Source organism: Thalassotalea loyana, from assembly GCF_030161435.1.
GTDB lineage: Bacteria > Pseudomonadota > Gammaproteobacteria > Enterobacterales > Alteromonadaceae > Thalassotalea_G > Thalassotalea_G loyana.
Genome location: NZ_BSSV01000008.1, coordinates 1 through 23,121, shown reverse-complemented (window position 1 = coordinate 23,121; position 23,121 = coordinate 1). Strand labels below are relative to the sequence as shown.

Genomic DNA, 23,121 nt, shown 5'->3' with positions numbered 1-23,121 from the left:
TTATTCTTTCACAATCGTTGCTAGGATATCTTCGTGCCATTTTTCATCGAGAGCTGTTGCGATAATCTCAATACGGCTATCTTGTGCATGATTTAACTCGATGTGACCCGTTTCATTGGGGGTCTTATTAAATGAAAACGCTTGATTGTCCGATTTGATGATAGCTTTGATTCGTATTGCTTCTATTCGCGATAGGACACTTTCGATAGCTGGCCATTCAAAGGTGATATTGGGTGAAAATTTCCAGCCAATACTGAAAAAACCTTCCCCCTTGTTGACTGCTTTAATATAACTTCCATGACCAATTGGTATTTCACTCGATATACCGGTGTCGGCGTCTGCAGCTCCATGAACGTGGTCATGGTCATGGCTATGACTATGATCGTTGTCATGGTGGTGCTTACAGCCACTATCAACGAGATTCTTTTCGACACTTCCTGTCAACATGCTGATTGACAATTTACCATGTTCGGTATAAGTGATGGGAAGTGACGTGAGTGCTTTAGTTGCCAAAAAGTTGGTTAAGATTCTGCGATCTGATGGTGAGTAAAGATCTGATTTGTTAGCAACAATAACATCGGCGAGTGATAACTGTTGATTAAAGGTTTCGTTGGTTGTGTAACGTTCATCTGAGAGCACACGTGCATCAATTAACGTGATGGTTTTCTCTAGTTTGATGACATCGTGATAATACTCATTACTCAAAATATCAATAACTTCTTTCGGGTGCCCAAGACCAGTAGGCTCGATTAATAATCGGTCCGGATTTGCCTCTTTGAGTAATTTATTTAATGCGACTTGCATAGGGACATTAGACGCACAACACATGCAACCACCGGGCACTTCTTGAATGAAAACCCCTGAATCACTGTTGATAAGCCCAAAAAAATGACTCCCATCGATGCCAATTTCACCAAATTCATTTACCAACACTGCCCACGTTTCGTTATCTGGCTTTTGACTGAGTAAGTTGGTAATGGCCGACGTTTTTCCTACCCCAAGAAAACCTGTGATGATATTAGTGGGTACAGCGGAAATTTTTGTCATGATTACAAACCTGATAATTAGTATGAATGATGTCACTCATTTGAGCATTGATGGCAAATACAAGCCAGCTCTAATTGGGGTGAAGATAACATAAAACCATTGGAGTGTAGCGTTTGAGATATCGTTTCTAAACTCGTGATTGGCATTGCGATTTCATCAACCTTTTGGCATTTGTCACAAAATAACAATTGTGGAAATGTATGTTTAACGGTTTCGTTGATTTGATTGCAGGCAACATATTTATTCGCAATATTGAGCTTATGCGCAAGATGCACGCTCTCCAAAAACTCCAAAATGCGATACGCTGACATTGGTGTTAGCGTTTCATCAAACTGTTCAGAGAAATGGTCAATTAACTCATATGCAGATATCGCTTTTTCTGCTTGCAGAAGGATAGTGAGTACCTTTTGACGTTTAGCGGTAAGTTTACCTCCGCGCATCTCGCACAGTCGTTTGGCTCTGCTGATTATCTCCTGAATCGATACATCGTTCATCTTTGTTGCCACTCCAGCGTGTTGGCGTGGCTTGTCAGTGTTTGAACGCCTTGTTTGTTCCCAATTAGCCAGACGGCATCAATTTTTTCTAGTTTTGGGAAATTGGAGAAGAATTTGACAGTCATACCCGTCAAGTTTGTCATGTCATTACAGGTATAGCGATAACTTGCAATTACTTCTGCGTGATTAGTCAAATTATTTTCATCGTGATGCTCGTGGTTGGGCTCATCGTGATGCTCGTGGTTGGGCTCATCGTGATGTTCATGACTGTGCTCATCGTGATGTTCATGACTGTTCTCATCGTGATGTTCATGACTGTGCTCATCGTGATGTTCATGACTGTGATCATCGTGATGTTCATGACTGTGTTCATCGTGATGTTTATGTTCACCATGAGCATTTTTGTCAATCATTAGTCCTGAAACGTCAATATCATGGGAATAAGCGACGCACGTGCTACCAATGAACGTAAATAGATTTTTCGTTTGTTTTAACCAAGAAACTGATGCTTTAACTTGCGCTATTTCTTTTTCCGATTGAGCAACATGCTCAAAACCTGTGATGCTGTCAGCTGGTGAAATAAAGTCGATAAAAAGGTGACTTCCCTCCTGTGCAATCGTCATTTGTGCCTGGCCATGAACATGAGCCCCATAGTGTCCTGATTCTTCTGCATGGCAATTGAATGAGACTATAACAGCTAGTACTGTGGTAAATTTATTCGGTATTTTTTTTACACTGAACATGTAAATTCTCTAATCTATGAAATCTAAGGTTAACAGTAATCTTTGCTTGGTTTTTAACAAAGCAGGCGAGCGATGAACGATGCCATTGCCTTCATTGTTGAACCAACCTTCGCCTTTTAAAAGTGCAACATCACCCACCGAAAGCTGCTGAATATCGCTTTCTTTTTGATATACGCCTGATTCATGATCTGGAAGCCCTAGACTACCCGCACCAAGCTTTGTTCGGTCAACCACATTCGAAGGTAACCATTGTGTTGTGTCGCCAACAAAGGTGGTTACTAAGCGGCAGGGTACTTTATCAACGTGAAACTTGGGGCACATTGCGTGTGACAAGGCGGTCAACCTGAGACCAACACGCTTTAATTCAAAAAGTGTGCAGAACACGTCGACAAGTAAAGCGACGTGTTCACATAACGCTTTGTGGTCTTCTAAATAAACTGAGCTATCTAACAAGCTCTCAAGTGCTGATTCGGGCGTTACGGTTAAGACTAATTTAAAGTTTGGTGATTCTGTAATGAGTGTTTGAGCACTTGTTTCTATTACTTGGCTTTGTGAGTTTTGCCAAACCGCAATATTGACTGGCTCTTGATATATTTCAGTTAAGACTTCAGGTGACTCAGAGATGACAGCATTGTTTGCAGCAGCAAAATGATCATCAATTGATTCAATATTCGTCGCTATATTCATGGTTTTCATTCTTACTGACGTGTATAAATTAGGTTGAACAAAACTTTTATAAAAGTGTCAAAATTCTATGGCTAGATATGTTATAACATAACAAAAGGTATTTGATACTAATATTTTTATAGTCGTCTACGTTTGGAGAGCATAAATTGGATAGAAGACGATTTATTTCTAACTCAGGCAGCCTGGCATTTGCAGGACTGGCGTCGAGTTTATTTGGGGCTGTAGCGTTGGCTAAAGTAGGTCATGCTAAGGGTTATGGACCACTGGTCAAAGATGTAAATGGTATTCTTGATTTACCGGAGGGCTTCAGCTACCAGGTTATTTCTAGATTGGGCCAGCAAATGAGTGATGGATTTCACGTTCCCGATCGTGCTGATGGAATGGGATGTTTTGGTCTGGATAAAGAGCGAGTTGTGCTTGTTAGAAATCACGAGATACATCCGAAAAATAGAAAAGATCAGCCTGATAGTATTCAGCAGCATAAAACGTCATTGAGTTATGACACCTATGCTGATGGTGTTGCATTACCTGGCGGTACAACGAACCTGATTTACAATTTAGTCACCAAAGAAGTTGAGAAAGAGTTTGTCAGCTTGGTGGGTACGATTAGAAACTGTGCAGGCGGTGTTACCCCTTGGGGAACATGGCTTACTTGCGAGGAGTCGGTAGATAAGGCTGATGGCAATATAAAGCAAGATCACGGATATATTTTTGAAGTACCATCTACAGCTACGGGGTTAGTCGAACCAAGTCCGCTAAAAGCAATGGGTCGTTTCAATCATGAAGCTGCGGCAGTAGATCCAACAACTGGTATTGTTTATCTCACCGAAGATAGGGGAGATGGTCTATTTTACCGTTTTGTACCAAAAGTTTACGGTAAACTGGAACAAGGTGGCCAATTACAAGCGCTTGTCATAAAGCAGAAACCCAAGTTTGATACAAGAAATTGGCAAGACGCCAATATGCCAAAACATCACTGGTATGATGCCATTTGGATTGATATTGAAAACCCTGAAAGCCCAAATGATGACTTACGTAAACAAGGTTTCGGCAACGGTGCCGCATTATTTGCTCGTGGCGAAGGCATACATTGGACTGATAACGAGCTATATTTTTGCTGCACTAATGGCGGTAAGAAGCAATTAGGTCAAATTATGCGATATCGACCAAATGCTGTAAACGGGCGCCTAAAAGAACAAACAGGTCAGTTACAATTGTTCTTGGAAAGTGAAGATAAAGATACCTTTGATTTTGGCGATAATCTAACGGTTATGCCTAATGGCCATTTACTCGTTTGCGAAGATCAATATTCTGCGGTCGTTGATAACCATATACGCGGTGTTAATCAGTCGGGTGAAGTATACGCATTTGCAAAGTTGCGACTTCAAACGGAATCTGCGGGTGTGTGTTTCTCACCTGATGGTTCTGTTTTATTCGTTAATTTATACTCTCCTACTCAAACGCTGGCAATTACCGGTCCTTGGTAATAGTCAGCGCAACTAAAGTGTTACAACCTCAACGTGAGTCGTTGAGGTTGTTAGATCACTTATCAAGCTTATCTTGTGTTCTTAGTTCAAAATCTGACTTATCATGACGCTCAATTAATTGCTCAGACGGTTCTCCCCATGCGCGATTAACCATACGGCCACGCTTAACAGCCGGTCGTTGTCCGATAAGTTGACTCCAGCGATTTACATTCAGGTAGCTTTTAACATCTAAGAATTCGGCTGCTTCGTACAATTCACCGTTAACCAATGCACCGTACCAAGGCCAAATCGCCATGTCGGCTATCGTATATTCATCGCCGCACATGTATTTATTCTGAGATAAATGTTTGTCTAATAAATCAAGCTGACGTTTTACTTCCATCGTAAAGCGCTCGATAGGGTACTCAAACTTTTCAGGTGCATACGCGTAAAAATGGCCAAAACCGCCCCCTAAAAATGGGCCTGCACCGACTTGCCAGAATAACCATGACAAACATTGACTTCTCCCTAGTGGATCACTGGGAATAAATTGGTCAAATTTTTCAGCAAGGTGCAATAAGATAGCACCTGATTCGAATATTGCGATCGGTTTACCTGCCGATTTGTCAACGAGCGCGGGAATCTTAGAGTTTGGGTTCACATTGACAAAACCACTCGTAAATTGGTCGCCCTCCATAATGTTAACACTATAGGCGTCGTACTCAGCTTCTTGTATACCTAATTCCACCAACTCTTCAAACATAATCGTTACCTTGACACCATTAGGCGTCGCTAACGAATATAGTTGAAATGGGTGTTTCCCAGACGGCAGATCACGCTCTTCGCGAGCGCCGGCAGTCGGTTGATTAATATTAGCAAATTTGCCACCGTTACCCGGTTTCCATTGCCAAACTTTATCAGGTGTGTATGGTTGATTTGCCATTGTAGTATCCCTGTATTTATAAATTTAAAAATTCTCTTAACTGATCTTCATGAGCCAAGCCATCTTCGTAGCCAATCTTCATAAGTTTTTTGGTAAAACTGTTTTCGAATAATAGATAACTGATCAAGCTGGACTCGGAGTCATTTGTGATGCCAATACTACGTAATAGGATACGCACTGAGATGGGTAATTCATCAAAATGCTCAACCGCAATTGAGTTAAAGTCTTTACTAGGGTTTATTACCATAGTAAAGACTTGTCTTAGCCCTTGATCAGATTTGATACCGTGTGCCTCCATTAGCGCAAGCGAATCATTGACACGATGGAGTCGTTCTAAATCACTTTGCAGCGTGTCAGCAAATATTGAATCTAACATGTGACCAGCTATGGTAGAACTCGTCGGCGGGTGCGGGTTGTTTTCGTGGGTAAAAAGTGGTTCACGAGGTTGATCAACGCCGATTATCAATATTTTTTCTGCCCCTAAGTGTATCGCTGGACTTAAAGGTGATAACTGGTGAATTGAGCCGTCTCCATAATGTTGATTATCAATTGCTATGGATGGGAAAACTAAAGGTATCGCGGCTGATGCCATAAGATGCTCGGTATTAATCTGGCAAGGTTGGCCTTTGCGTTTTGCACGCTGCCAAGGATCTATATAGTCCGCTGATTGATAGAAACTAATTGAATCTCCAGTTGTATAGCTCGATGCAGTCACAGAAACTGCGGTTAAATATCCTCGTAAAATATTGTCATCTATTCGTTTAAAGTCGAAGACTTGTTTGAGTAATTCACGTAACGGTGCATTATTGAGTAAGCTATGAGAGCGCTTTATCGAGTAGTCGGCTTGAAAGCTTGCCAAAACGCCACTACCTAGGTAACCAAAAGCACCCCAAGGGTCACTCTCATATACGTTTTTTGTGCGTAAATTTTTCCAGACCCACTCGAGTTTTTTTACTCCAAGATGAAAGCATGATGCATAACAAGCCATCGCGGTTGAATTAATTGCGCCTGCAGAAGTACCACAAATTATTGGGAATGGGATACCGTGATTACGGGGCATAAAGCGAGTGATAGCGGATAATACGCCTACTTGGTATGCCGCTCTCGCGCCACCACCAGTCAGTAATAATGCTTGCCTATTACCCTTGTAGGTTTTTTTTGACGGCATAATTTTTTATCGGGAGAAAAGTATTGGAAAAGGTAATAATAAAACAATATTACAAAGTTGTTGCTTTATAAAGAAAAAAAGCCAGCAAAAGCTGGCTTTTTTAGTTCTATTAGACAAAAGGATACTTAGAAAACATTATTATTAACGTCCACTAAGGAACCTTAACTGCTTACACGTTTGTTAGCAGCGTCGAATAAAGGTGTACCTGACTGGATTGACGCTAAGTTAGCAGAAACAGTAGATTTTGGTAACTTTGAAATCATCAAAGAACCTGTTTTCACTGAACCACGACCCGCGGCAAATTCCAACAAGTTCTTACCATTACATTGAACACCATCAAAAATACTACGTATTTTTAATTTGTTCGATTTTAAATAAGAACGCATACGCTTCTTGTCATCAGCAGCAACAAATTCACAAATATTTTGAGCAATATTTGAAGCTTGTGCGTTAGGTGCCACGAAGGCAGACGTTAAAGTTAAAACAGTAATAGTAGAAGCTAGTAATAATTTTTTCATTTTTTATGACCCTATGATAATAATTGAGCTTAAAAAAGAAAAAACCACTGGTTTTACCTTATAGGTAACTCCGCTGTCGTAGGCTTTCGCCCTTAGACCGGTGGCTTTGCGTAGTACACTTTCATGTACCTTGCCTTTTCTTTGTCAACGTCAGATTAACAAAACTGTACGTTATTGCAACAGTTAATGTGAGATATTTCGCACGCTTGAGGCGATATTGACTATTAATTGATAGGTAACTTAAAGATTTTGTTATGAAAATAGAGCGTAAAGAAGTAAAAAAATTTTAGTGACAATTAAAAACGAGGGCGGATGCCCTCGTTAAATTAAAGATATGTACTAGCAATAAAACGTCGTTATCTAGAAAGACATCTCTGGTACGTTATCAGGAATCACTAACTCACCTTCAGTAAGCTTAGCAATCTCTTCAACACTAACGCCCGGTGCACGTTCTAATAAATGGAACTTACCGTCTTTGATTTCGATAAATGCTAAATCAGTTAATACTTTTTTGATACAGCCTTTACCCGTTAAAGGTAATGTACAATTGCTCAGTAATTTTGATTCACCATGCTTTGAAGCATGCGTCATTGTTACAATGATATTGTCCGCACCGGCTACTAGGTCCATAGCGCCGCCCATTCCTTTGATTAATTTACCAGGAATCATGTAAGAGGCGATATTTCCGTTTACGTCTACTTCAAACGCACCTAACACGGTAAGATCGACATGACCACCGCGAATCATGGCGAATGATTCTGCTGAATCAAAAATTGAAGCGCCTGTAACGTGAGTAACTGTTTGCTTGCCTGCATTGATTAAGTCAGCATCAATATCCTCTTCAGTAGGAAATTGTCCCATACCTAACAAGCCATTTTCCGATTGAAGCATCACTTCCATGCCTTCAGGCACATAGTTAGCGACTAGGGTAGGGATACCAATACCTAAGTTTACATAGTATCCATCTTGTAGCTCTTGAGCGACACGCATTGCGATTTGTTCACGAGATAATGCCATTGCTAATTCCTTATCCTTGTGTGTCGTTTGAAGGTCTTACGGTGCGATTTTCGATGCGTTTTTCAAAGGTACCTTGAATTAAACGATCAACATAAATGCCCGGCGTATGAATTTGATCAGGATCTAGTTCACCTGGTTCAACAATTTCTTCCACTTCAACCACTGTAATTTTGCCTGCTGTTGCAGCCATTGGGTTAAAGTTGCGAGCTGTTTTGCGATAAACAAGGTTGCCGTATCGGTCAGCTTTCCACGCTTTAACAATCGCAAAATCACCTTTGATCGCTTCTTCTAAAATGTAGTGGCGTCCGTCGAACTCGCGCTCTTCTTTGCCTTCTGCTACTGGTGTACCGTAACCTGTTGCGGTATAAAAAGCAGGGATGCCTGCGCCACCAGCACGCATTTTTTCTGCCAGTGTTCCTTGTGGTGTAAGTTCTACTTCTAATTCACCACTCATCATTTGACGTTCGAACTCACCATTTTCGCCAACATAAGATGCGACGATTTTCTTAATTTGGCGATCGGGTAATAAAATACCTAAACCGAAATCATCAACGCCACAATTGTTCGAAACAACCGTCAGACCCGTTGTGCCTTTACGTTTGATTTCTGCAATTAAATTTTCAGCGATACCACATAAACCGAAACCGCCTGAAATAACAGTCATGTTATCTTCTAGGCCGGCTAGGGCCTCTTCATAACTACTGACAACTTTGTCAAAACCTGCCATTGTGTTTTCCTCTTAAAGGTTAATCCTTTGATTCTTGTTTTTATTGCTCTAGCTTTGCGCGCATTGCTTGCGAGACTTTAGAGATTGGAGCGCGATTTAGCTTGTCTGAAATAAACCAGCCTGCCTCGAGTAGCTTGTCAAAGTTCACGCCACTTTCGATACCAATACCATTTAACATATACACAACATCTTCCGTTGCAACATTGCCTGAGGCGCCTTTAGCATAAGGGCAACCACCAAGGCCTGCAACGGCGCTATCGATGACACGAATACCTTTGCTTAAAGCAGTGTAAATATTGGTTAACGCTTGTCCGTACGTATCATGGAAGTGAACCGCCAGTTTTTCCGCAGGGACAACGGCAAGCACTGCGTCAAGCATTGCTGACACTGACGCTGGTGTACCAACACCAATCGTGTCACCCAAGGATATTTCATAACACCCCATATCTAGCAATTTCTTAGCAACGCTTGCGACAGCTTGAGGAGCAATGTCACCCTCATATGGGCATCCAACCACACAAGACACATAACCTCGTACTTTTATTCCTTTGCCTTTTGCTGCGACCATAATCGGTGCAAATCGTGCTAAGCTTTCGTCAATTGAGCAGTTTATGTTTTTTTGACTGAAGCTTTCAGATGCCGCACCAAAAATGGCGACCTCATCAACATTTACCGCCATAGCTGCTTCGAAGCCTTTCATATTTGGCGTTAAAGCAGCGTAGGTAACACCTGAGACTTTATTTAGCTTGTCAAAAATCTCCGAGGATGTGGCCATTTGCGGTACCCACTTTGGAGAGACAAAACTGCCACTTTCGACATAACTCAACCCTGAGTTTGCTAACATATCGATTAATCTTAGTTTGTCATCAGCGTCGATTAAGGTCTTTTCGTTTTGTAACCCATCACGAGGGCCGACTTCTACGATTTTGACGCTGTTAGGAAATTGTTGCTGTGCGATAAATGACATGAGTTACTCCTCGCTAGCTTCAAAACCGATAAGTTCTGCGCCACCATCAACCATATCTCCTGCACCAAAATAAATGTCGGTTACTGTACCTGCACTTGGTGCTTTAATGGTGTGTTCCATCTTCATTGCTTCCATAATCATTAATGGTTGCTCTGCTTCCACCACATCACCTTTTTGAACAAGGACAGTCACCATGGTGCCATTCATTGGTGCTGTTAAACCACCTTGGTCACCCGAGGTATCATCACATCCTAGATCAGGTAGGATTTGGAAGAAGTTAAACACCCCATGTTGGCGGAATAAACTAATTTGCTCTCCGTTTTGTGCTATCGTTGCAGCACTGCGGTATCCGTTAATGTTCGTGGTTAACACATCACCATCAATTTGCCCCTGGCAATCGTATGACTTTCCGTCCACCTCAATATTAAAGCCATGTCGTTTTTGCTCTACAACAACATCATATACTGCTTCGTTGTGGCGCAAACCAACATGGTGAACGTGAGGTTCATTTAGTCGCCAAGCATTTGTTTGGTTCCATGGCGAATATGGATCAGTTGATTCTTGCGCTTTCGCTTTTGCATTTTGCTCATTGGCTAATACAAGGTAAAGTGCAGCCATAGGGAGCTCTTCTGCTAATGATTGCTCGTCATTATGAAAGATTTTATCCTGATGTTTTTCAATAAAACCAGTATCAAGCTCTTCATCAACAAATGGCTGACAAGTCGCTAGATTGTAGAGAAAATCGATATTGGTAGTGACACCATTAATACGATATTCACTTAACGCTTTAGCCAAACGTTGTAACGCTTTACCTCTATTTTCATCCCAAACAATCAATTTAGCGATCATCGGATCATAATAAACACTGACTTCGTCACCTTGACGAACACCCGTATCAACACGAACAAATTCTGACTCTAATGGCGTCGACAAATATTCAAGTGTACCCGTAGCAGGTAAGAAGTCATTATCAGCATCTTCAGCGTAAATACGAGCTTCAAACGCATGACCATTGATCTTTAATTCATCTTGTGTTTTTGGTAGCACTTCGTTTGCTGCAACACGAAGCTGCCACTCTACTAAGTCTTGTCCTGAAATAAGCTCTGTAACTGGGTGTTCTACCTGTAGACGAGTATTCATTTCCATGAAATAGAAAGAACCATCAACGTCAAGTAAGAATTCAACAGTACCGGCACCTTGGTAACCAATGGCTTTGGCAGATTTTATTGCTGCTTCGCCCATTTCTTGTCGAAGTGCTTCGCTCATGCCAGGCGCTGGTGCTTCTTCAATAACTTTTTGGTGTCGACGTTGCACTGAGCAATCACGTTCAAACAGGTAAACTGCATTGCCATGGTTATCACAAAATACTTGGATTTCAACGTGACGAGGTTGGGTTAAGTATTTTTCTACCAGCATGGTGTCGTCGCCGAAGCCATTCAATGCTTCGCGCTTCGCGGCAGCTAAACCATCGCTAAACTCAGCTTCAGACCATACTTGGCGCATGCCTTTACCACCGCCACCAGCTGTTGCTTTTAGCAACACAGGGTAGCCCATATCATCGGCCGCTTTTTTAATGACCGCCTCGCTTTGATCGTCACCATGATAGCCAGGTACTAGTGGTACCTGAGCTTTTTCCATGATTGACTTCGCCGCTGATTTTGAACCCATTGCTTCGATAGCGCCAACAGGAGGACCAATAAATACAATGTTATTTTGTTCACACAAACGACAGAATTCTGCGTTCTCTGATAGGAAGCCGTAACCTGGGTGAATGGCTTGAGCACCGGTACGTTTTGCTGCTTCAATAACTCGTTCGCTTAGCAAATAGCTTTCACGAGATGGGCTCCTGCCGATATGAACGGCTTCGTCGGCCATTGTCACATGCAACGCATCTGCATCAGCATCTGAATATACGGCTACTGTTAAGATTCCTAATTTGCGTGCTGTTTTGATAATACGGCATGCAATTTCACCACGGTTTGCTATTAAAATTTTATTAAACATGATGAGCTATTCCTCGCCTTCATTCTTGGTGTGCCATGCAGGCGCGCGTTTTTCGAAAAACGAGCTTAAACCTTCTTGTCCTTCTTCCGAGATACGAATTGCAGCAATGCGTTTACTCGTTTCTGTAATTAATGGTTGGTCGATTTTTTGATAGGCAATATCAAATACGAGTTGTTTTGCTTGGCGCATGGCAATAGGACCATTGGCGAGCAGGGTGTTGATCATATTGTCTACACTTTGATCAAGCTCGTCAGGTGATGTTACTTCATCCACTAAACCAAGTTGTTCTGCTTTTTCGGCAAAAAATCGTTCTGCAGTTTGAAAGTATCGACGTGCTGCTTTTTGGCCAATAGCGCCCACAACGTATGGACTAATAGTGGCAGGGATAAGGCCAAACTTAACCTCCGATAAACTAAAGCTCGCTTTAGCACTAGCAATTACGATATCGCAGCAACTGGCTAATCCTACGGCGCCGCCAAAGGCTGCACCTTGGATTTTGGCAATCGTTGGTTGTGGAATAAAATTTAATGCCTTAAGCATATTTGCAAGACCGTTAGCATCATGAAGGTTCTCTTGATAGCTATAGTTGGCCATACGTTTCATCCAACCCAAATCAGCTCCCGCACAAAAGCTTTTGCCGTTAGCTGCAAGCACCATGACACGGACTTTGTCATTTTCACTAATGTCTTTAAAAATGTTAGTGAGTTGCTCAATGATCTCATCATCAAAAGCGTTATGCTTTTCTGGGTTATTGAGTGTTACTGTCGCTACACCACGGTTATCAATATCAACTAATACTGAATCATTAGAAATTGTCATCACTACCTCTACATTCTGAAGACACCAAATTGAGTGTCCTCAATTGGTTTGTTTAGTGAGGCAGAGATCGCAAGTCCTAGCACTTGACGAGTATCTGCTGGATCTATAACACCATCGTCCCAAAGTCGCGCTGAAGCAAAGTATGGGTGACCTTGATGCTCGTATGTGTCGATAATTGGCTGTTTAAAGGTCGCTTGCTCTTCTTCAGACCAAGACTCTCCTTTTTTCGCTAGCTGATCTGTTTTTACTTGCGCTAAAACGCCAGCCGCTTGTTCACCACCCATTACTGAGATTCGTGCGTTTGGCCACATAAATAAGAAGCGAGGGTCGTAGGCTCGACCACACATGCCATAGTTTCCTGCACCAAAACTACCACCAATGAGTACGGTAAATTTAGGCACTTTGGCACATGCTACTGCCGTTACCATTTTCGCACCGTGTTTTGCAATGCCGCCGGCTTCATATTGTTGTCCAACCATGAAACCTGTAATGTTTTGTAGGAAGACAAGTGGAATTTTGCGTTGTGAGCAAAGCTCAATAAAGTGAGCACCTTTTTGCGCTGATTCACCAAACAAGATGCCATTATTAGCAACGATACCAACTGGGTAACCGTAAATGCGCGCAAAACCACAAACCAGGGTAGTGCCGTATAGAGCCTTAAATTCATCAAATTCACTGCCGTCAACAACACGGGCGATAACTTCTCGTACGTCATATGGTTGACGAGAATCTTTTGGAATAACACCATAAATTTCTTTTGAGTCGTAAGCTGGCTCGGATACTTGTTCGATATTCATTTGCACCGGCTTAACACGGTTTAAGTTTTTGACCGCGTTACGGGCAATATCAAGTGCATGATGGTCATTTTGTGCGTAATGATCTGATACGCCAGATGTACGGCAATGAACATCGGCACCACCTAAATCTTCGGCACTAACGACTTCACCTGTTGCAGCTTTAACTAACGGAGGACCTGCTAAGAATATTGTTCCTTGTTCTTTAACGATGATCGATTCATCAGCCATTGCAGGAACGTAAGCACCACCAGCAGTACATGAACCCATAACCACTGCAATTTGTGGAATGTTTTGTGCCGACATATTCGCTTGGTTAAAGAAAATTCGACCAAAGTGTTCTTTATCAGGGAATACTTCGTCTTGATTGGGTAAGTTTGCACCGCCCGAATCAACGAGGTAAATACAAGGTAGGTTGTTTTCTTGCGCAATTGTTTGAGCACGTAAGTGCTTTTTAACAGTTAATGGATAGTATGTACCACCTTTAACCGTAGCATCGTTTGCGACGATAACACATTCTTGACCACCGACGCGGCCAATACCCGTAATAATACCTGCTGCTGGAACATTGTCTTTATAAACGTCATGTGCAGCTAATTGAGAAAACTCTAAAAATGGTGAGCCATCGTCAAGTAGGGCGTTTACACGATCGCGTGGTAATAATTTGCCTCGTGATAAATGACGTTCACGCGACTTTTCACCACCACCTAACTTGATCGATTCGAGTTGGGCTTTTAGGTCATCAACTTGAACTTGCATATGCTCGGCATTGTCGAGAAAGTCTTGTGACCTTGTGTTGATTTTCGAAATGATCTTTGACACAGGGAAATCCTTTATTGATTGAGACGCTGCTCACAGTTCAAAGGAGCAGCGTTAGTAATGTTAAACGTGAAATTTCAGAGCGCTTAGTTGCTCTCGTTGAAAAGCTCACGACCAATCAACATACGGCGGATTTCAGAAGTACCTGCACCGATTTCGTATAACTTAGCGTCACGTAATAAACGACCCGCAGGGAACTCATTGATGTAACCATTACCACCGAGTAATTGGATTGCGTCCAAGGCCATTTTTGTCGCTAATTCTGCTGAGTATAAAATGACACCAGCCGCATCTTTACGCGTAGTTTCACCACGATCACATGCAGCAGCAACAGCATAGATGTATGATTTCGCAGCATTCATTTGAGTGTACATGTCAGCAATTTTCCCTTGTACCAATTGGAACTCACCAATTGACTGGCCGAATTGCTTGCGATCGTGGATATAAGGCACAACAAGGTCCATACATGCGTCCATAATGCCTAATGGGCCGCCCGATAACACTACGCGCTCGTAATCTAAACCAGACATTAAAACCTTAACGCCTTTACCTTCTGCACCTAAAATATTTTCAGCAGGAACTTCACAATCTTCAAATACTAATTCACAAGTATTTGAACCGCGCATACCTAACTTGTCTAGCTTCTGGTGGCGGCTGAAACCTGGGTAATCACGCTCAACGATAAATGCTGTGATACCTTTAGAGCCAGCATTTACATCTGTTTTCGCGTAAATAATGTAAACGTTGGCATCTGGACCATTCGTGATCCACATTTTATTACCGTTTAGGATGTATTTATCGCCTTTTTTCTCAGCACGTAATTTCATGCTTACCACATCAGAACCTGCATTTGGCTCTGACATAGCAAGTGCGCCAATGTGCTCACCTGAACATAGCTTAGGTAAGTACTTTAATTTTTGCTCGTGGCTACCATTTTTCTGTAATTGGTTTAAACATAAGTTAGACATTGCACCATAACTCAATCCTACAGATGCTGATGCACGGCTAATTTCCTGCATTGCTACCACATGTGCTAAATAGCCTAGACCAGAACCACCGTACTCTTCGTCAACAGTCATACCTAATAAACCCATGTCGCCAAATTTGCGCCATAAGTCGTTAGGGAATTCGTTATCAATATCGATTTGAGCTGCGCGTGGTGCAATCTCGTCACGAGCAAAGGCGTTAACCTGATCGCGAATCATGTCTACTGTTTCGCCTAAGTTAAAGTTTAATGATGAAAAATTTGAAATCATGATGTTTCCTCAACTTGCCTATTTATAGGCACACTGGTTGTAATCTTATTTTTTGTTGTGAATATTTTTTAATGTGGTTAAACAGTTTTTCTCTAGGTTGTCTAACTCGAGAAGCACCACATTAATGTCTTCTAATTGCTGTTTTAAATCGGCTTTCTTTTCGCTGATGATATTCAGTATGGTCGTTAATTGAGTTTCGCTCGATTTATCGACGTCATACAATTCAAATAACCTGCCTGTTTCAGCTAAAGAAAAGCCTAGTCGTTTACCACGCAATATAAGTTTTAGTCGAACTTTATCGCGAGGGTGGTAGATTCGTTTTTGACCTTCACGTACAGGAGAAATCAAGCCTTGATCTTCATAAAAGCGGATACTACGAGTGGTAATATCAAACTCTTTGGCCAATTCGCCTATCGTAAATGTCGGCTTAGCTGTCTTCATATTGATAGTTTTAGTCAGTATTAACTGGCTACAACATACTGGAAGTTTACGTAAAGGTAAAGTATGATTCTGGCCAATGTGGTTGATGAGTGTAAGCCTACGATTACAGCTTTTATCAGTTTTCGTATGGGAAATTAGTAGTAAAAGGCAGAAATTAACGTATCAATCATCTAAAGTAGCGTCACATTTATTGATAACCAGACGTAAAATTTTACGGCAAGTTTCAAAGTTGACGTATACGTTAACTAAATTACAGCAAGCGAAAATGGCTCGCATTTACGCGTTATAAAGATAAAAGTACATCAAAATAAGTACTCAATGTAGGTACAAAGAGGAATTATCATGTCAGATCCAATTGTTATCGTTTCAGCTGCCCGTACACCAATGGGTGGTTTTATGGGTGGCTTCTCAGCCGTAACTTCTCCAGAATTAGGTGCTACAGCGATTAAAGCGGCTGTAGAGCAAGCTCAGCTTTCTTCAACAGATATAGATGAAGTTGTCATGGGTTGTGTTTTACCTGCAGGTTTGAAGCAAGCTCCTGCTCGCCAAGCAGCATTAGGTGCTGACTTAGCGCTATCAACTGTTTGTACAACGATTAACAAAGTGTGTGGTTCAGGCATGAAAGCAGCAATGTTTGCTCATGACGCGATCGCAGCAGGTAGCATTGATATTGCGATTGCAGGTGGTATGGAGAGCATGACAAATGCACCATATATGTTACCAAAAGGCCGTCAAGGTATGCGCATGGGCCACAGTCAGGTAATGGACCATATGATGATGGATGGCTTAGAAAACGCTTATGACGGTGTTGCAATGGGGTGCTTTGCTCAAGATACAGCAGATGGCGAAGGCTTTACTCGTGAAGATATGGACGAGTTTGCATTGCGCTCATTATCACGTGCGAACGCAGCAATTGAATCGGGCGCATTTAAGAATGAAATTACGCCTGTTACGGTTAAGAACCGTCGTGGCGATGTCGTTGTAGATACTGATGAACAACCGGGTAATGCTCGCCCTGACAAAATCCCTTCATTACGCCCTGCATTTAAAAAAGATGGCACGATTACAGCGGCTAACTCAAGTTCAATCTCTGATGGTGCTGCAGCGTTGGTTATGATGCGTTTATCTGAAGCGCAAAAGCGCGGTTTAACACCTTTATGTAAAGTCGTTGGTCATGCAACACACGCGCAAGAGCCAGCAGAATTTACTGTTGCTCCTGTTGGTGCAATGAATAAGTTGTTAGATAAAGTTAACTGGAATGTAAACGACGTTGATTTATTCGAAATTAACGAAGCATTTGCCATGGTAACTATGCTAGCTGTTAAAGCACTAGAATTAGATATCGAAAAAGTAAACGTAAACGGTGGTGCTTGTGCACTAGGTCACCCAATTGGCGCGAGTGGTGCGCGTTTAATCGTCACACTTGTTCATGCGCTTAAAAACCGTGGTTTATCAAAAGGTGTCGCATCGCTATGTATTGGTGGTGGCGAAGCAACAGCGATAGCTGTTGAAATGCTTTAATCGCATCAACTTAATAAAGACAAATTATTACAACCGCTTATATCTCTAAGAAAAATAATAAATAGAGGTGTAAGCACTTTTCTTGCGCTCAGAAATGGCGTAAGCAGTGAGGAACTCTCGTGAATTTTGAACTAACTGAAGATCAGAAGATGTTTGCCGATATGGCAAAACAATTTGCTGATGCTGAATTTGCTCCACACGCTGCAAAGTGGGATGCCGAGCATATTTTTCCAAAAGACGTTATCGCACAGGCAGGTGAGCTTGGTTTATGTGGTCTTTACTCACCAGAAGATGCCGGTGGTTTAGGTTTATCTCGTCTAGATTCATCCATTATTTTCGAACAATTGGCTATGGGTTGTACCGCAACAACAGCCATGATGACAATTCACAACATGGCAACTTGGATGTTAGCTACGTGGGGTAAACAAGCGCTGAAAGATGAATGGTGTCCTGGTTTAGTTTCAGGTCAGCAATTAGCGTCATACTGTTTAACCGAACCAGGAGCGGGCTCAGATGCTGCATCTTTGCGCACCTCTGCCAAAAAAGATGGTGATTTTTACTTGGTAAACGGGTCAAAAATGTTCATCTCAGGTGCTGGTGAAACAGATATGCTGGTTGTAATGGTGCGTACTGGAGGCGAGGGTGCAAAAGGTATTTCGACATTGGCAATTCCGGCAAACAGTGACGGTATCATCTACGGAAAGTCTGAAGAGAAACTTGGTTGGAACGCACAACCGACAAAATTGATCACCTTTGATAACGTGAAAGTACCTGTTGAAAATTTACTTGGTGAAGAAGGTGAAGGCTTCAAGATAGCGATGAAAGGTTTAGACGGTGGCCGAATCAATATCGCCACTTGCTCAATTGGCACTGCACAGCAAGCGCTTAACACTGCAAGAGAGTACATGCAGGAGCGTGAACAATTTGGCAAGCCAATCGCTGCGTTTCAAGGGTTACAATTTAAACTGGCAGACATGGCAACTAAACTTGTTGCTGCTCGCCAAATGGTGCGCTTAGCAGCGTTCAAGCTGGATAATAATGATCCTGAAAAAACGGCATATTGTGCGATGGCTAAACAATTTGCAACTGATGTAGGGTTTGAGGTGTGTGACGCCGCTCTACAAATTCATGGTGGTTACGGTTACATCAAAGAATACCCTCTAGAGCGTCATTTCCGTGATGTGCGTGTTCATCAAATATTAGAAGGCACAAATGAAATTATGCGTGTGATCATTGCACGACGTTTATTAACTGAAGGTGCTGGTGAGTTAATTTAGGATTGGTTATGTCAGAGTATTTAAAATTAGAAAAGCAGAACAATACAGCGGTTATCACATTTAATAACCCGCCTGCACATACATGGACTGAGCAAAGCTTAACAGACCTCAAAAATATGGTTTTGTCGCTAAATGAAGACAAAGATATATATGCGTTAGTACTTACAGGAGATGGAGAGAAATTCTTTTCAGCAGGTGCTGATTTAAATGTTTTTGCTTCTGGTGATAAAAAAGTCGCACGTGACATGGCTGAGGTTTTTGGTCAAGCATTTGAAACATTGTCATCGTTTCGTGGTGTGTCGATTGCTGCCATTAATGGGTATGCGATGGGCGGTGGGTTAGAGGTAGCACTTGCTTGTGATATTCGTATCGCCGAAAGTCATGCTCAAATGGCTCTACCTGAGGCTACTGTTGGGTTATTGCCATGTGCTGGCGGCACGCAAAATCTTCATATTCTTGTCGGTGAAGGCTGGACGAAGCGTATGATCTTATGTGGGGAACGCATCAAAGCAGACAAAGCACTGCAAATTGGTTTGGTAGAAGAAGTTGTCGATTCTGGCAAGGGACTAGAGGCTGCATTAGCACTAGCGAGTAAAGTAGCTAAACAAAGCCCTGTGGCAGTAACGGCGTGTAAAGAATTGATCCAAATGAACCGTTCAATGCCAATTAGCGAAGCGTTGCCAAAAGAGCGCGATGCGTTTGTTGATCTGTTTGATAGCTTAGATCAAAAAGAAGGTGTTAATGCGTTTCTTGAAAAGCGCGCACCAGTTTGGCAAAACAAATAGGGAATCAACATGACAGACGTTGTTCTTTTTGAAGAGTTAATTTGTGATAACGGCAAAAAAGTTGGTATTGCAACGTTAAACTCACCAAAGTCATTAAATGCCTTAAGTGGCGACATGATTGACTTACTATATCCGAAACTTGTTTCATGGCATGAAAATAAAGATATTTCTGCTGTATTACTACAAGGTGCTGGTGAAAAGGCGCTTTGTGCGGGTGGCGATATCGTTAAGCTGTACAACGATATGGTAGAAGCCGGCGATGAATTTAGCCCTTCTATTGAAAGTTACTTTACTCGTGAATATAAACTCGATTATTTGATTCATACCTACTCTAAACCTTTTGTTGTTTGGGGCCACGGCATTGTAATGGGTGGCGGGCTAGGTCTTATGGTTGGGGCGAGTCATCGTGTGGTGACGGAGAGTTCGCGTATCGCAATGCCGGAGATTAGCATTGGGTTATATCCTGACGTAGGCGGTACGTGGTTTTTAAACCGTATGCCTGAAAATTGTGGGTTATTCCTAGGGTTAACAGGCGCGTCTATTAATGCATCTGATGCAAAATATACAGACATGGCTGACTTTTACATTCCTTCAGAGCATAAACAAACATTAATTGATTTGTTGAAACAGATAAACTGGGGTGAAACTACAGCGTTAAATCACGACAAACTTAATGATGCTATGCGTGATTTAGAGCGTCAACACATTAGCACCATGCCACCGACGTTTGTTAAGGCAAACCAATCACTCATCAATCAAACAACGCAAGGTGAAAGCCTTGCCGAGATTGTTGATTCAATCGTCAATGCTGAAGTTGAAGATAAATGGTTTAACCGTGCTCAAAAGTCACTGAAACATGGCAGTGCCTTAAGCGCACATCTTGTATACCAACAGTTAGCCAAAGGTTCAAAGCTTTCATTGGCTGAGTGCTTTCGTATGGAACTAGACCTTTCTGTAAAATGTGGACAGTTTGGTGAGTTCCAAGAGGGTATACGTGCGCTATTAATCGATAAAGACAACAAGCCACAATGGCGCTTTGATAGCGTTAATAGTGTTGATCAAGCAACGATAGCTTGGTTTTTTGAATCACAATGGCAAGAAGCAAAGCATCCACTTGGTGCTCTTGGTAAGTAAAAAACAAGTAAGGAAGAATTATGGCTAATATCGCATTTATTGGATTAGGTAATATGGGTGGCCCAATGGCTGCCAACTTAGTTAAAGCAGGTCATCAAGTTACTGTTTTTGATTTATCAAAGGACGCGGTTGATAACCTAGTCACTCAAGGTGCTCTAACAAAGCCAACAGCACAAGAGTGTGTTGTTGGTGCAGAATTTATAATTTCCATGCTGCCAGCGGGTAAACATGTATCAGCAGTGTACCTAGGTGAAAATGGTTTAGTTAATCACATTAGTAAAGGCGCATTGGTAATAGACTCATCGACTATTGATGGACAAACAGCTAAATTTGTTGGTAGTAAACTAGAATCATCGGGCATCGGTTTTATTGATGCTCCTGTATCTGGTGGTGTTGGTGGTGCTACAGCGGGCACGTTAAGCTTTATGGTTGGCGGCAGTACTGAGCAATTTGAAAAAGCGAAGCCCGTGTTAGAAAACATGGGTAAGAACATTTTTCATGCTGGTGATCTGGGTGCAGGCCAAGTCGCGAAAGTTTGTAATAATATGCTGTTATCTGTGCTGATGGCAGGTACGTCTGAAGCATTACAATTAGGGATAGCTAATGGCTTAGATCCTAAAGTGTTGTCAGATATCATGAGTAAATCTTCTGGCAGTAACTGGACCCTCGATGTTTACAATCCATGTCCAAACGTGATGGAAAACGTCCCATCTTCTAATGACTACCAAGGTGGTTTCATGGTCGACTTAATGGCAAAAGATTTAGGCCTAGCGATGGACACCGCTGTCACAAGTCAGTCTTCAACACCAATGGGCGCACTAGCTCGTAGCTTATATGCTATGCATGCGGCATCTGGTAATGGAACGAAAGACTTCTCAAGTATTTTTAATATGTTTGATCACAAAACTAAGTAGGATCAATTAATGAACGTAGAAAATAAAACAATTGTAATCACTGGTGGTGGTCAAGGACTTGGTCGCGCAATGGCGGTAAGTTTAGCGGAGCAAGGTGCTAATTTTGCACTTATTGACCTAAATGAAGAATTACTGTCTGAGTCAGTAGCTTTAGTTGAACAAGCCGGCTCAACCGCTAAGTTTTATGTAGCTAATGTAACAAATGAAGAAGAGGTTGAATCAACCTTCAAACAAATAAAAGCAGACTTTGGCTCAATTGATGTGTTAGTCAACAACGCAGGTATTCTTCGTGACGGTATGCTGTTAAAAGCAAAAGATGGTGAAGTTGTTAAGAAAATGCCTTTATCGCAATTTCAATCGGTCATTGATGTTAATTTAACAGGTGTCTTTCTATGTGGTCGTGAAGCAGCTGTTCACATGGTTGAAAATGGTACAAAAGGCGTCATCATTAATATGTCGTCGATTGCTCGCAATGGTAACATGGGCCAAACCAACTATGCTGCTTCGAAAGCCGGTGTTGTTGCGATGACAGTTACATGGGCTCGTGAACTAGGTCGCTATGGAATTCGTGTAGGTGCGATTGCGCCGGGTGTTATCCGCACCGCAATGACCGATGCAATGAAGCCAGAAATGCGTGAGCGTCTTGAAAAGATGAAACCTGTAGGCCGTTTAGGTGAAGCAGATGAAATCGCGCATACGGTAAAGTATATTTTGGAAAATGAATTCTTTACCGGCCGTGTGGTAGAAATTGACGGTGGACTATCGATGTAAATGATACATTTAGTATCGTTAACGTAAAAAGACGAGCATAGCTCGTCTTTTTGTATAACTAAAATAAAGGTTTGATGTATAAATGGCGGATAGAGCACTCTTTTTGGATCGTGACGGAGTAATCAACGTTGATCACGGTTATGTATATCAACAAGAATCATTTGAATTTATTCCAGAAATATTCGAACTGTGTAAGAAAGCGCAAGCAGCAGGTTATCGTATCTTCGTTATCACTAATCAAGCAGGTATTGCGAGAGGGTATTATTCTGTTGATGATTTCAATGAACTTACCTTTTGGATGGTAGAAGAGTTTCAACAACGCGGGATTGTTATTGATAAAGTTTATTTTTGTCCACACCACCCTGACAAAGGCAATACAGAGTTGACAAGGCAATGTAATTGTCGAAAGCCCGAGCCTGGAATGATTTTGCAAGCTCAATCTGAATTCAATGTCGATATCACTAACAGCATCTTCATTGGAGATAAAATCTCTGATATGCAAGCAGCAAATGCCGCTGGCATAAAGAAAAAATACTTATTGGCTAGCCGTTATGACGAGGACGAGTCGATCTCAGCTACTCGCATAGCTAATCTGTCAGAAGTATTGGATGTGTTTGAAAATGCATAAATCAAGCACTTAGCGTTGAACTTGTATTTAATTTGAGCAAACGAAAATTTATTTTGAAATAAGTGTTGACGTGGGAAATAAAATCCCTAAAATGCGCATCCACTTCAACGGGGCAGCTCGACGAAGTCACAAGATAAGTTTTAGAAATAAGGCTTATCCTTTCATCTAAGAATGAAAGATA

At 41.8% G+C, this 23,121-nt stretch carries 23 protein-coding genes and 1 riboswitch; of the genes, 8 read left to right on the top strand and 15 right to left on the bottom strand.

Annotated elements, in window-relative coordinates; translation table 11 throughout:
- From QQK05_RS15845 to QQK05_RS15830, 4 genes are read right to left on the bottom strand one after another with little or no spacing between them, the layout of a single operon-like run.
- Positions 1-1,047, bottom strand: coding sequence for a CobW family GTP-binding protein (locus QQK05_RS15845; protein ID WP_284300391.1), 1,047 nt, complete (start codon positions 1,045-1,047; stop codon positions 1-3).
- 32 nt (positions 1,048-1,079) lie between these two features.
- The gene (locus QQK05_RS15840; RefSeq protein WP_284300388.1) at positions 1,080-1,541 is read right to left on the bottom strand and encodes a Fur family transcriptional regulator; all 462 of its coding nucleotides are present in this window, start codon (positions 1,539-1,541) and stop codon (positions 1,080-1,082) included.
- On the bottom strand, positions 1,538-2,284 hold the full coding sequence (locus tag QQK05_RS15835) for a ZrgA family zinc uptake protein (RefSeq protein ID WP_284300386.1): 747 nt from the start codon (positions 2,282-2,284) through the stop codon (positions 1,538-1,540). The genes QQK05_RS15840 and QQK05_RS15835 overlap by 4 nt, the downstream gene beginning before the upstream one ends.
- A gap of 9 nt (positions 2,285-2,293) precedes the next feature.
- Positions 2,294-2,971, bottom strand: coding sequence for a DUF1826 domain-containing protein (locus QQK05_RS15830; protein ID WP_284300384.1), 678 nt, complete (start codon positions 2,969-2,971; stop codon positions 2,294-2,296).
- A 146-nt stretch (positions 2,972-3,117) separates the two neighbouring features.
- On the opposite strand from QQK05_RS15830, the gene QQK05_RS15825 reads away from it, so the two are divergent.
- The gene (locus tag QQK05_RS15825) at positions 3,118-4,458 is read left to right on the top strand and encodes an alkaline phosphatase PhoX (RefSeq protein ID WP_284300382.1); all 1,341 of its coding nucleotides are present in this window, start codon (positions 3,118-3,120) and stop codon (positions 4,456-4,458) included.
- 55 nt (positions 4,459-4,513) lie between these two features.
- Here the strand turns inward: QQK05_RS15825 and yghU are convergent, their stop codons facing one another.
- The 11 genes from yghU to QQK05_RS15770 form a co-directional block, all read right to left on the bottom strand.
- Positions 4,514-5,380, bottom strand: coding sequence for a glutathione-dependent disulfide-bond oxidoreductase (gene yghU / locus QQK05_RS15820; RefSeq protein ID WP_284300380.1), 867 nt, complete (start codon positions 5,378-5,380; stop codon positions 4,514-4,516).
- 16 nt (positions 5,381-5,396) lie between these two features.
- Positions 5,397-6,548: a patatin-like phospholipase family protein gene (locus QQK05_RS15815; protein WP_284300378.1), complete on the bottom strand. Its 1,152-nt coding sequence runs from the start codon at positions 6,546-6,548 to the stop codon at positions 5,397-5,399.
- 161 nt (positions 6,549-6,709) lie between these two features.
- Complete coding sequence (locus QQK05_RS15810) at positions 6,710-7,066, bottom strand: DUF3718 domain-containing protein (RefSeq protein ID WP_284300376.1); 357 nt, start codon at positions 7,064-7,066, stop codon at positions 6,710-6,712.
- Between the two features lie 60 nt (positions 7,067-7,126).
- Positions 7,127-7,211, bottom strand: a riboswitch (cyclic di-GMP riboswitch).
- 215 nt (positions 7,212-7,426) lie between these two features.
- Positions 7,427-8,083 carry a 3-oxoacid CoA-transferase subunit B gene (locus QQK05_RS15805; RefSeq protein ID WP_284300374.1) on the bottom strand — a complete coding sequence of 219 codons (657 nt, stop codon included), beginning with the start codon at positions 8,081-8,083 and terminating at the stop codon, positions 7,427-7,429.
- Positions 8,084-8,093: 10 nt separating this feature from the next.
- Positions 8,094-8,810 (bottom strand): CoA transferase subunit A, encoded by a 717-nt coding sequence (locus QQK05_RS15800; protein WP_284300356.1) that lies wholly within the window; start codon positions 8,808-8,810, stop codon positions 8,094-8,096.
- A gap of 40 nt (positions 8,811-8,850) precedes the next feature.
- A complete protein-coding gene (locus tag QQK05_RS15795) occupies positions 8,851-9,777 on the bottom strand; it encodes a hydroxymethylglutaryl-CoA lyase (protein ID WP_284300354.1) in 927 nt (308 codons plus the stop codon).
- Positions 9,778-9,780: 3 nt separating this feature from the next.
- Positions 9,781-11,781: an acetyl/propionyl/methylcrotonyl-CoA carboxylase subunit alpha gene (locus QQK05_RS15790; RefSeq protein ID WP_284300352.1), complete on the bottom strand. Its 2,001-nt coding sequence runs from the start codon at positions 11,779-11,781 to the stop codon at positions 9,781-9,783.
- A 6-nt stretch (positions 11,782-11,787) separates the two neighbouring features.
- Entirely contained in the window at positions 11,788-12,600 is an 813-nt protein-coding gene (locus tag QQK05_RS15785; RefSeq protein ID WP_284300350.1) for an enoyl-CoA hydratase/isomerase family protein, read from the bottom strand.
- Between the two features lie 8 nt (positions 12,601-12,608).
- The gene (locus QQK05_RS15780; protein WP_284300348.1) at positions 12,609-14,216 is read right to left on the bottom strand and encodes a carboxyl transferase domain-containing protein; all 1,608 of its coding nucleotides are present in this window, start codon (positions 14,214-14,216) and stop codon (positions 12,609-12,611) included.
- Positions 14,217-14,299: 83 nt separating this feature from the next.
- On the bottom strand, positions 14,300-15,469 hold the full coding sequence (locus QQK05_RS15775) for an isovaleryl-CoA dehydrogenase (RefSeq protein ID WP_284300346.1): 1,170 nt from the start codon (positions 15,467-15,469) through the stop codon (positions 14,300-14,302).
- A 45-nt stretch (positions 15,470-15,514) separates the two neighbouring features.
- A complete protein-coding gene (locus QQK05_RS15770) occupies positions 15,515-15,910 on the bottom strand; it encodes a MerR family transcriptional regulator (protein WP_284300344.1) in 396 nt (131 codons plus the stop codon).
- A 342-nt stretch (positions 15,911-16,252) separates the two neighbouring features.
- Here QQK05_RS15770 and QQK05_RS15765 point away from each other — a divergent pair, with 342 nt between their 5' ends.
- From QQK05_RS15765 to gmhB, 7 genes are all read left to right on the top strand, one after another.
- Complete coding sequence (locus tag QQK05_RS15765) at positions 16,253-17,431, top strand: acetyl-CoA C-acyltransferase (RefSeq protein ID WP_407704900.1); 1,179 nt, start codon at positions 16,253-16,255, stop codon at positions 17,429-17,431.
- A gap of 119 nt (positions 17,432-17,550) precedes the next feature.
- Positions 17,551-18,708, top strand: a complete 1,158-nt coding sequence (locus tag QQK05_RS15760; RefSeq protein ID WP_284300342.1) for an acyl-CoA dehydrogenase family protein — start codon at positions 17,551-17,553, stop codon at positions 18,706-18,708.
- A gap of 8 nt (positions 18,709-18,716) precedes the next feature.
- Positions 18,717-19,493: an enoyl-CoA hydratase gene (locus QQK05_RS15755; RefSeq protein WP_284300340.1), complete on the top strand. Its 777-nt coding sequence runs from the start codon at positions 18,717-18,719 to the stop codon at positions 19,491-19,493.
- Between the two features lie 9 nt (positions 19,494-19,502).
- Positions 19,503-20,627, top strand: a complete 1,125-nt coding sequence (locus QQK05_RS15750) for an enoyl-CoA hydratase/isomerase family protein (protein ID WP_284300337.1) — start codon at positions 19,503-19,505, stop codon at positions 20,625-20,627.
- Between the two features lie 20 nt (positions 20,628-20,647).
- On the top strand, positions 20,648-21,541 hold the full coding sequence (gene mmsB, locus QQK05_RS15745) for a 3-hydroxyisobutyrate dehydrogenase (RefSeq protein ID WP_284300334.1): 894 nt from the start codon (positions 20,648-20,650) through the stop codon (positions 21,539-21,541).
- A gap of 9 nt (positions 21,542-21,550) precedes the next feature.
- Positions 21,551-22,312: an SDR family oxidoreductase gene (locus QQK05_RS15740; RefSeq protein ID WP_284300332.1), complete on the top strand. Its 762-nt coding sequence runs from the start codon at positions 21,551-21,553 to the stop codon at positions 22,310-22,312.
- 82 nt (positions 22,313-22,394) lie between these two features.
- Entirely contained in the window at positions 22,395-22,940 is a 546-nt protein-coding gene (gene gmhB, locus QQK05_RS15735) for a D-glycero-beta-D-manno-heptose 1,7-bisphosphate 7-phosphatase (RefSeq protein WP_284300330.1), read from the top strand.
- Positions 22,941-23,121: the final 181 nt, after the last annotated feature.

Bases quoted from the DNA above. Each gene is read 5' to 3' on its own strand.
- QQK05_RS15835 (WP_284300386.1), bottom strand. From the start codon at position 2,284: ATGTTCAGTGTAAAAAAAATACCGAATAAATTTACCACAGTACTAGCT.
- QQK05_RS15775 (WP_284300346.1), bottom strand. From the start codon at position 15,469: ATGATTTCAAATTTTTCATCATTAAACTTTAACTTAGGCGAAACAGTA.
- QQK05_RS15815 (WP_284300378.1), bottom strand. From the start codon at position 6,548: ATGCCGTCAAAAAAAACCTACAAGGGTAATAGGCAAGCATTATTACTG.
- yghU (WP_284300380.1), bottom strand. From the start codon at position 5,380: ATGGCAAATCAACCATACACACCTGATAAAGTTTGGCAATGGAAACCG.
- QQK05_RS15755 (WP_284300340.1), top strand. From the start codon at position 18,717: ATGTCAGAGTATTTAAAATTAGAAAAGCAGAACAATACAGCGGTTATC.
- QQK05_RS15785 (WP_284300350.1), bottom strand. From the start codon at position 12,600: ATGACAATTTCTAATGATTCAGTATTAGTTGATATTGATAACCGTGGT.
- QQK05_RS15810 (WP_284300376.1), bottom strand. From the start codon at position 7,066: ATGAAAAAATTATTACTAGCTTCTACTATTACTGTTTTAACTTTAACG.
- QQK05_RS15750 (WP_284300337.1), top strand. From the start codon at position 19,503: ATGACAGACGTTGTTCTTTTTGAAGAGTTAATTTGTGATAACGGCAAA.
- gmhB (WP_284300330.1), top strand. From the start codon at position 22,395: ATGGCGGATAGAGCACTCTTTTTGGATCGTGACGGAGTAATCAACGTT.
- QQK05_RS15845 (WP_284300391.1), bottom strand. From the start codon at position 1,047: ATGACAAAAATTTCCGCTGTACCCACTAATATCATCACAGGTTTTCTT.
- QQK05_RS15840 (WP_284300388.1), bottom strand. From the start codon at position 1,541: ATGAACGATGTATCGATTCAGGAGATAATCAGCAGAGCCAAACGACTG.
- QQK05_RS15795 (WP_284300354.1), bottom strand. From the start codon at position 9,777: ATGTCATTTATCGCACAGCAACAATTTCCTAACAGCGTCAAAATCGTA.
- QQK05_RS15765 (WP_407704900.1), top strand. From the start codon at position 16,253: ATGTCAGATCCAATTGTTATCGTTTCAGCTGCCCGTACACCAATGGGT.
- mmsB (WP_284300334.1), top strand. From the start codon at position 20,648: ATGGCTAATATCGCATTTATTGGATTAGGTAATATGGGTGGCCCAATG.
- QQK05_RS15830 (WP_284300384.1), bottom strand. From the start codon at position 2,971: ATGAATATAGCGACGAATATTGAATCAATTGATGATCATTTTGCTGCT.
- QQK05_RS15740 (WP_284300332.1), top strand. From the start codon at position 21,551: ATGAACGTAGAAAATAAAACAATTGTAATCACTGGTGGTGGTCAAGGA.
- QQK05_RS15805 (WP_284300374.1), bottom strand. From the start codon at position 8,083: ATGGCATTATCTCGTGAACAAATCGCAATGCGTGTCGCTCAAGAGCTA.
- QQK05_RS15770 (WP_284300344.1), bottom strand. From the start codon at position 15,910: ATGAAGACAGCTAAGCCGACATTTACGATAGGCGAATTGGCCAAAGAG.
- QQK05_RS15790 (WP_284300352.1), bottom strand. From the start codon at position 11,781: ATGTTTAATAAAATTTTAATAGCAAACCGTGGTGAAATTGCATGCCGT.
- QQK05_RS15800 (WP_284300356.1), bottom strand. From the start codon at position 8,810: ATGGCAGGTTTTGACAAAGTTGTCAGTAGTTATGAAGAGGCCCTAGCC.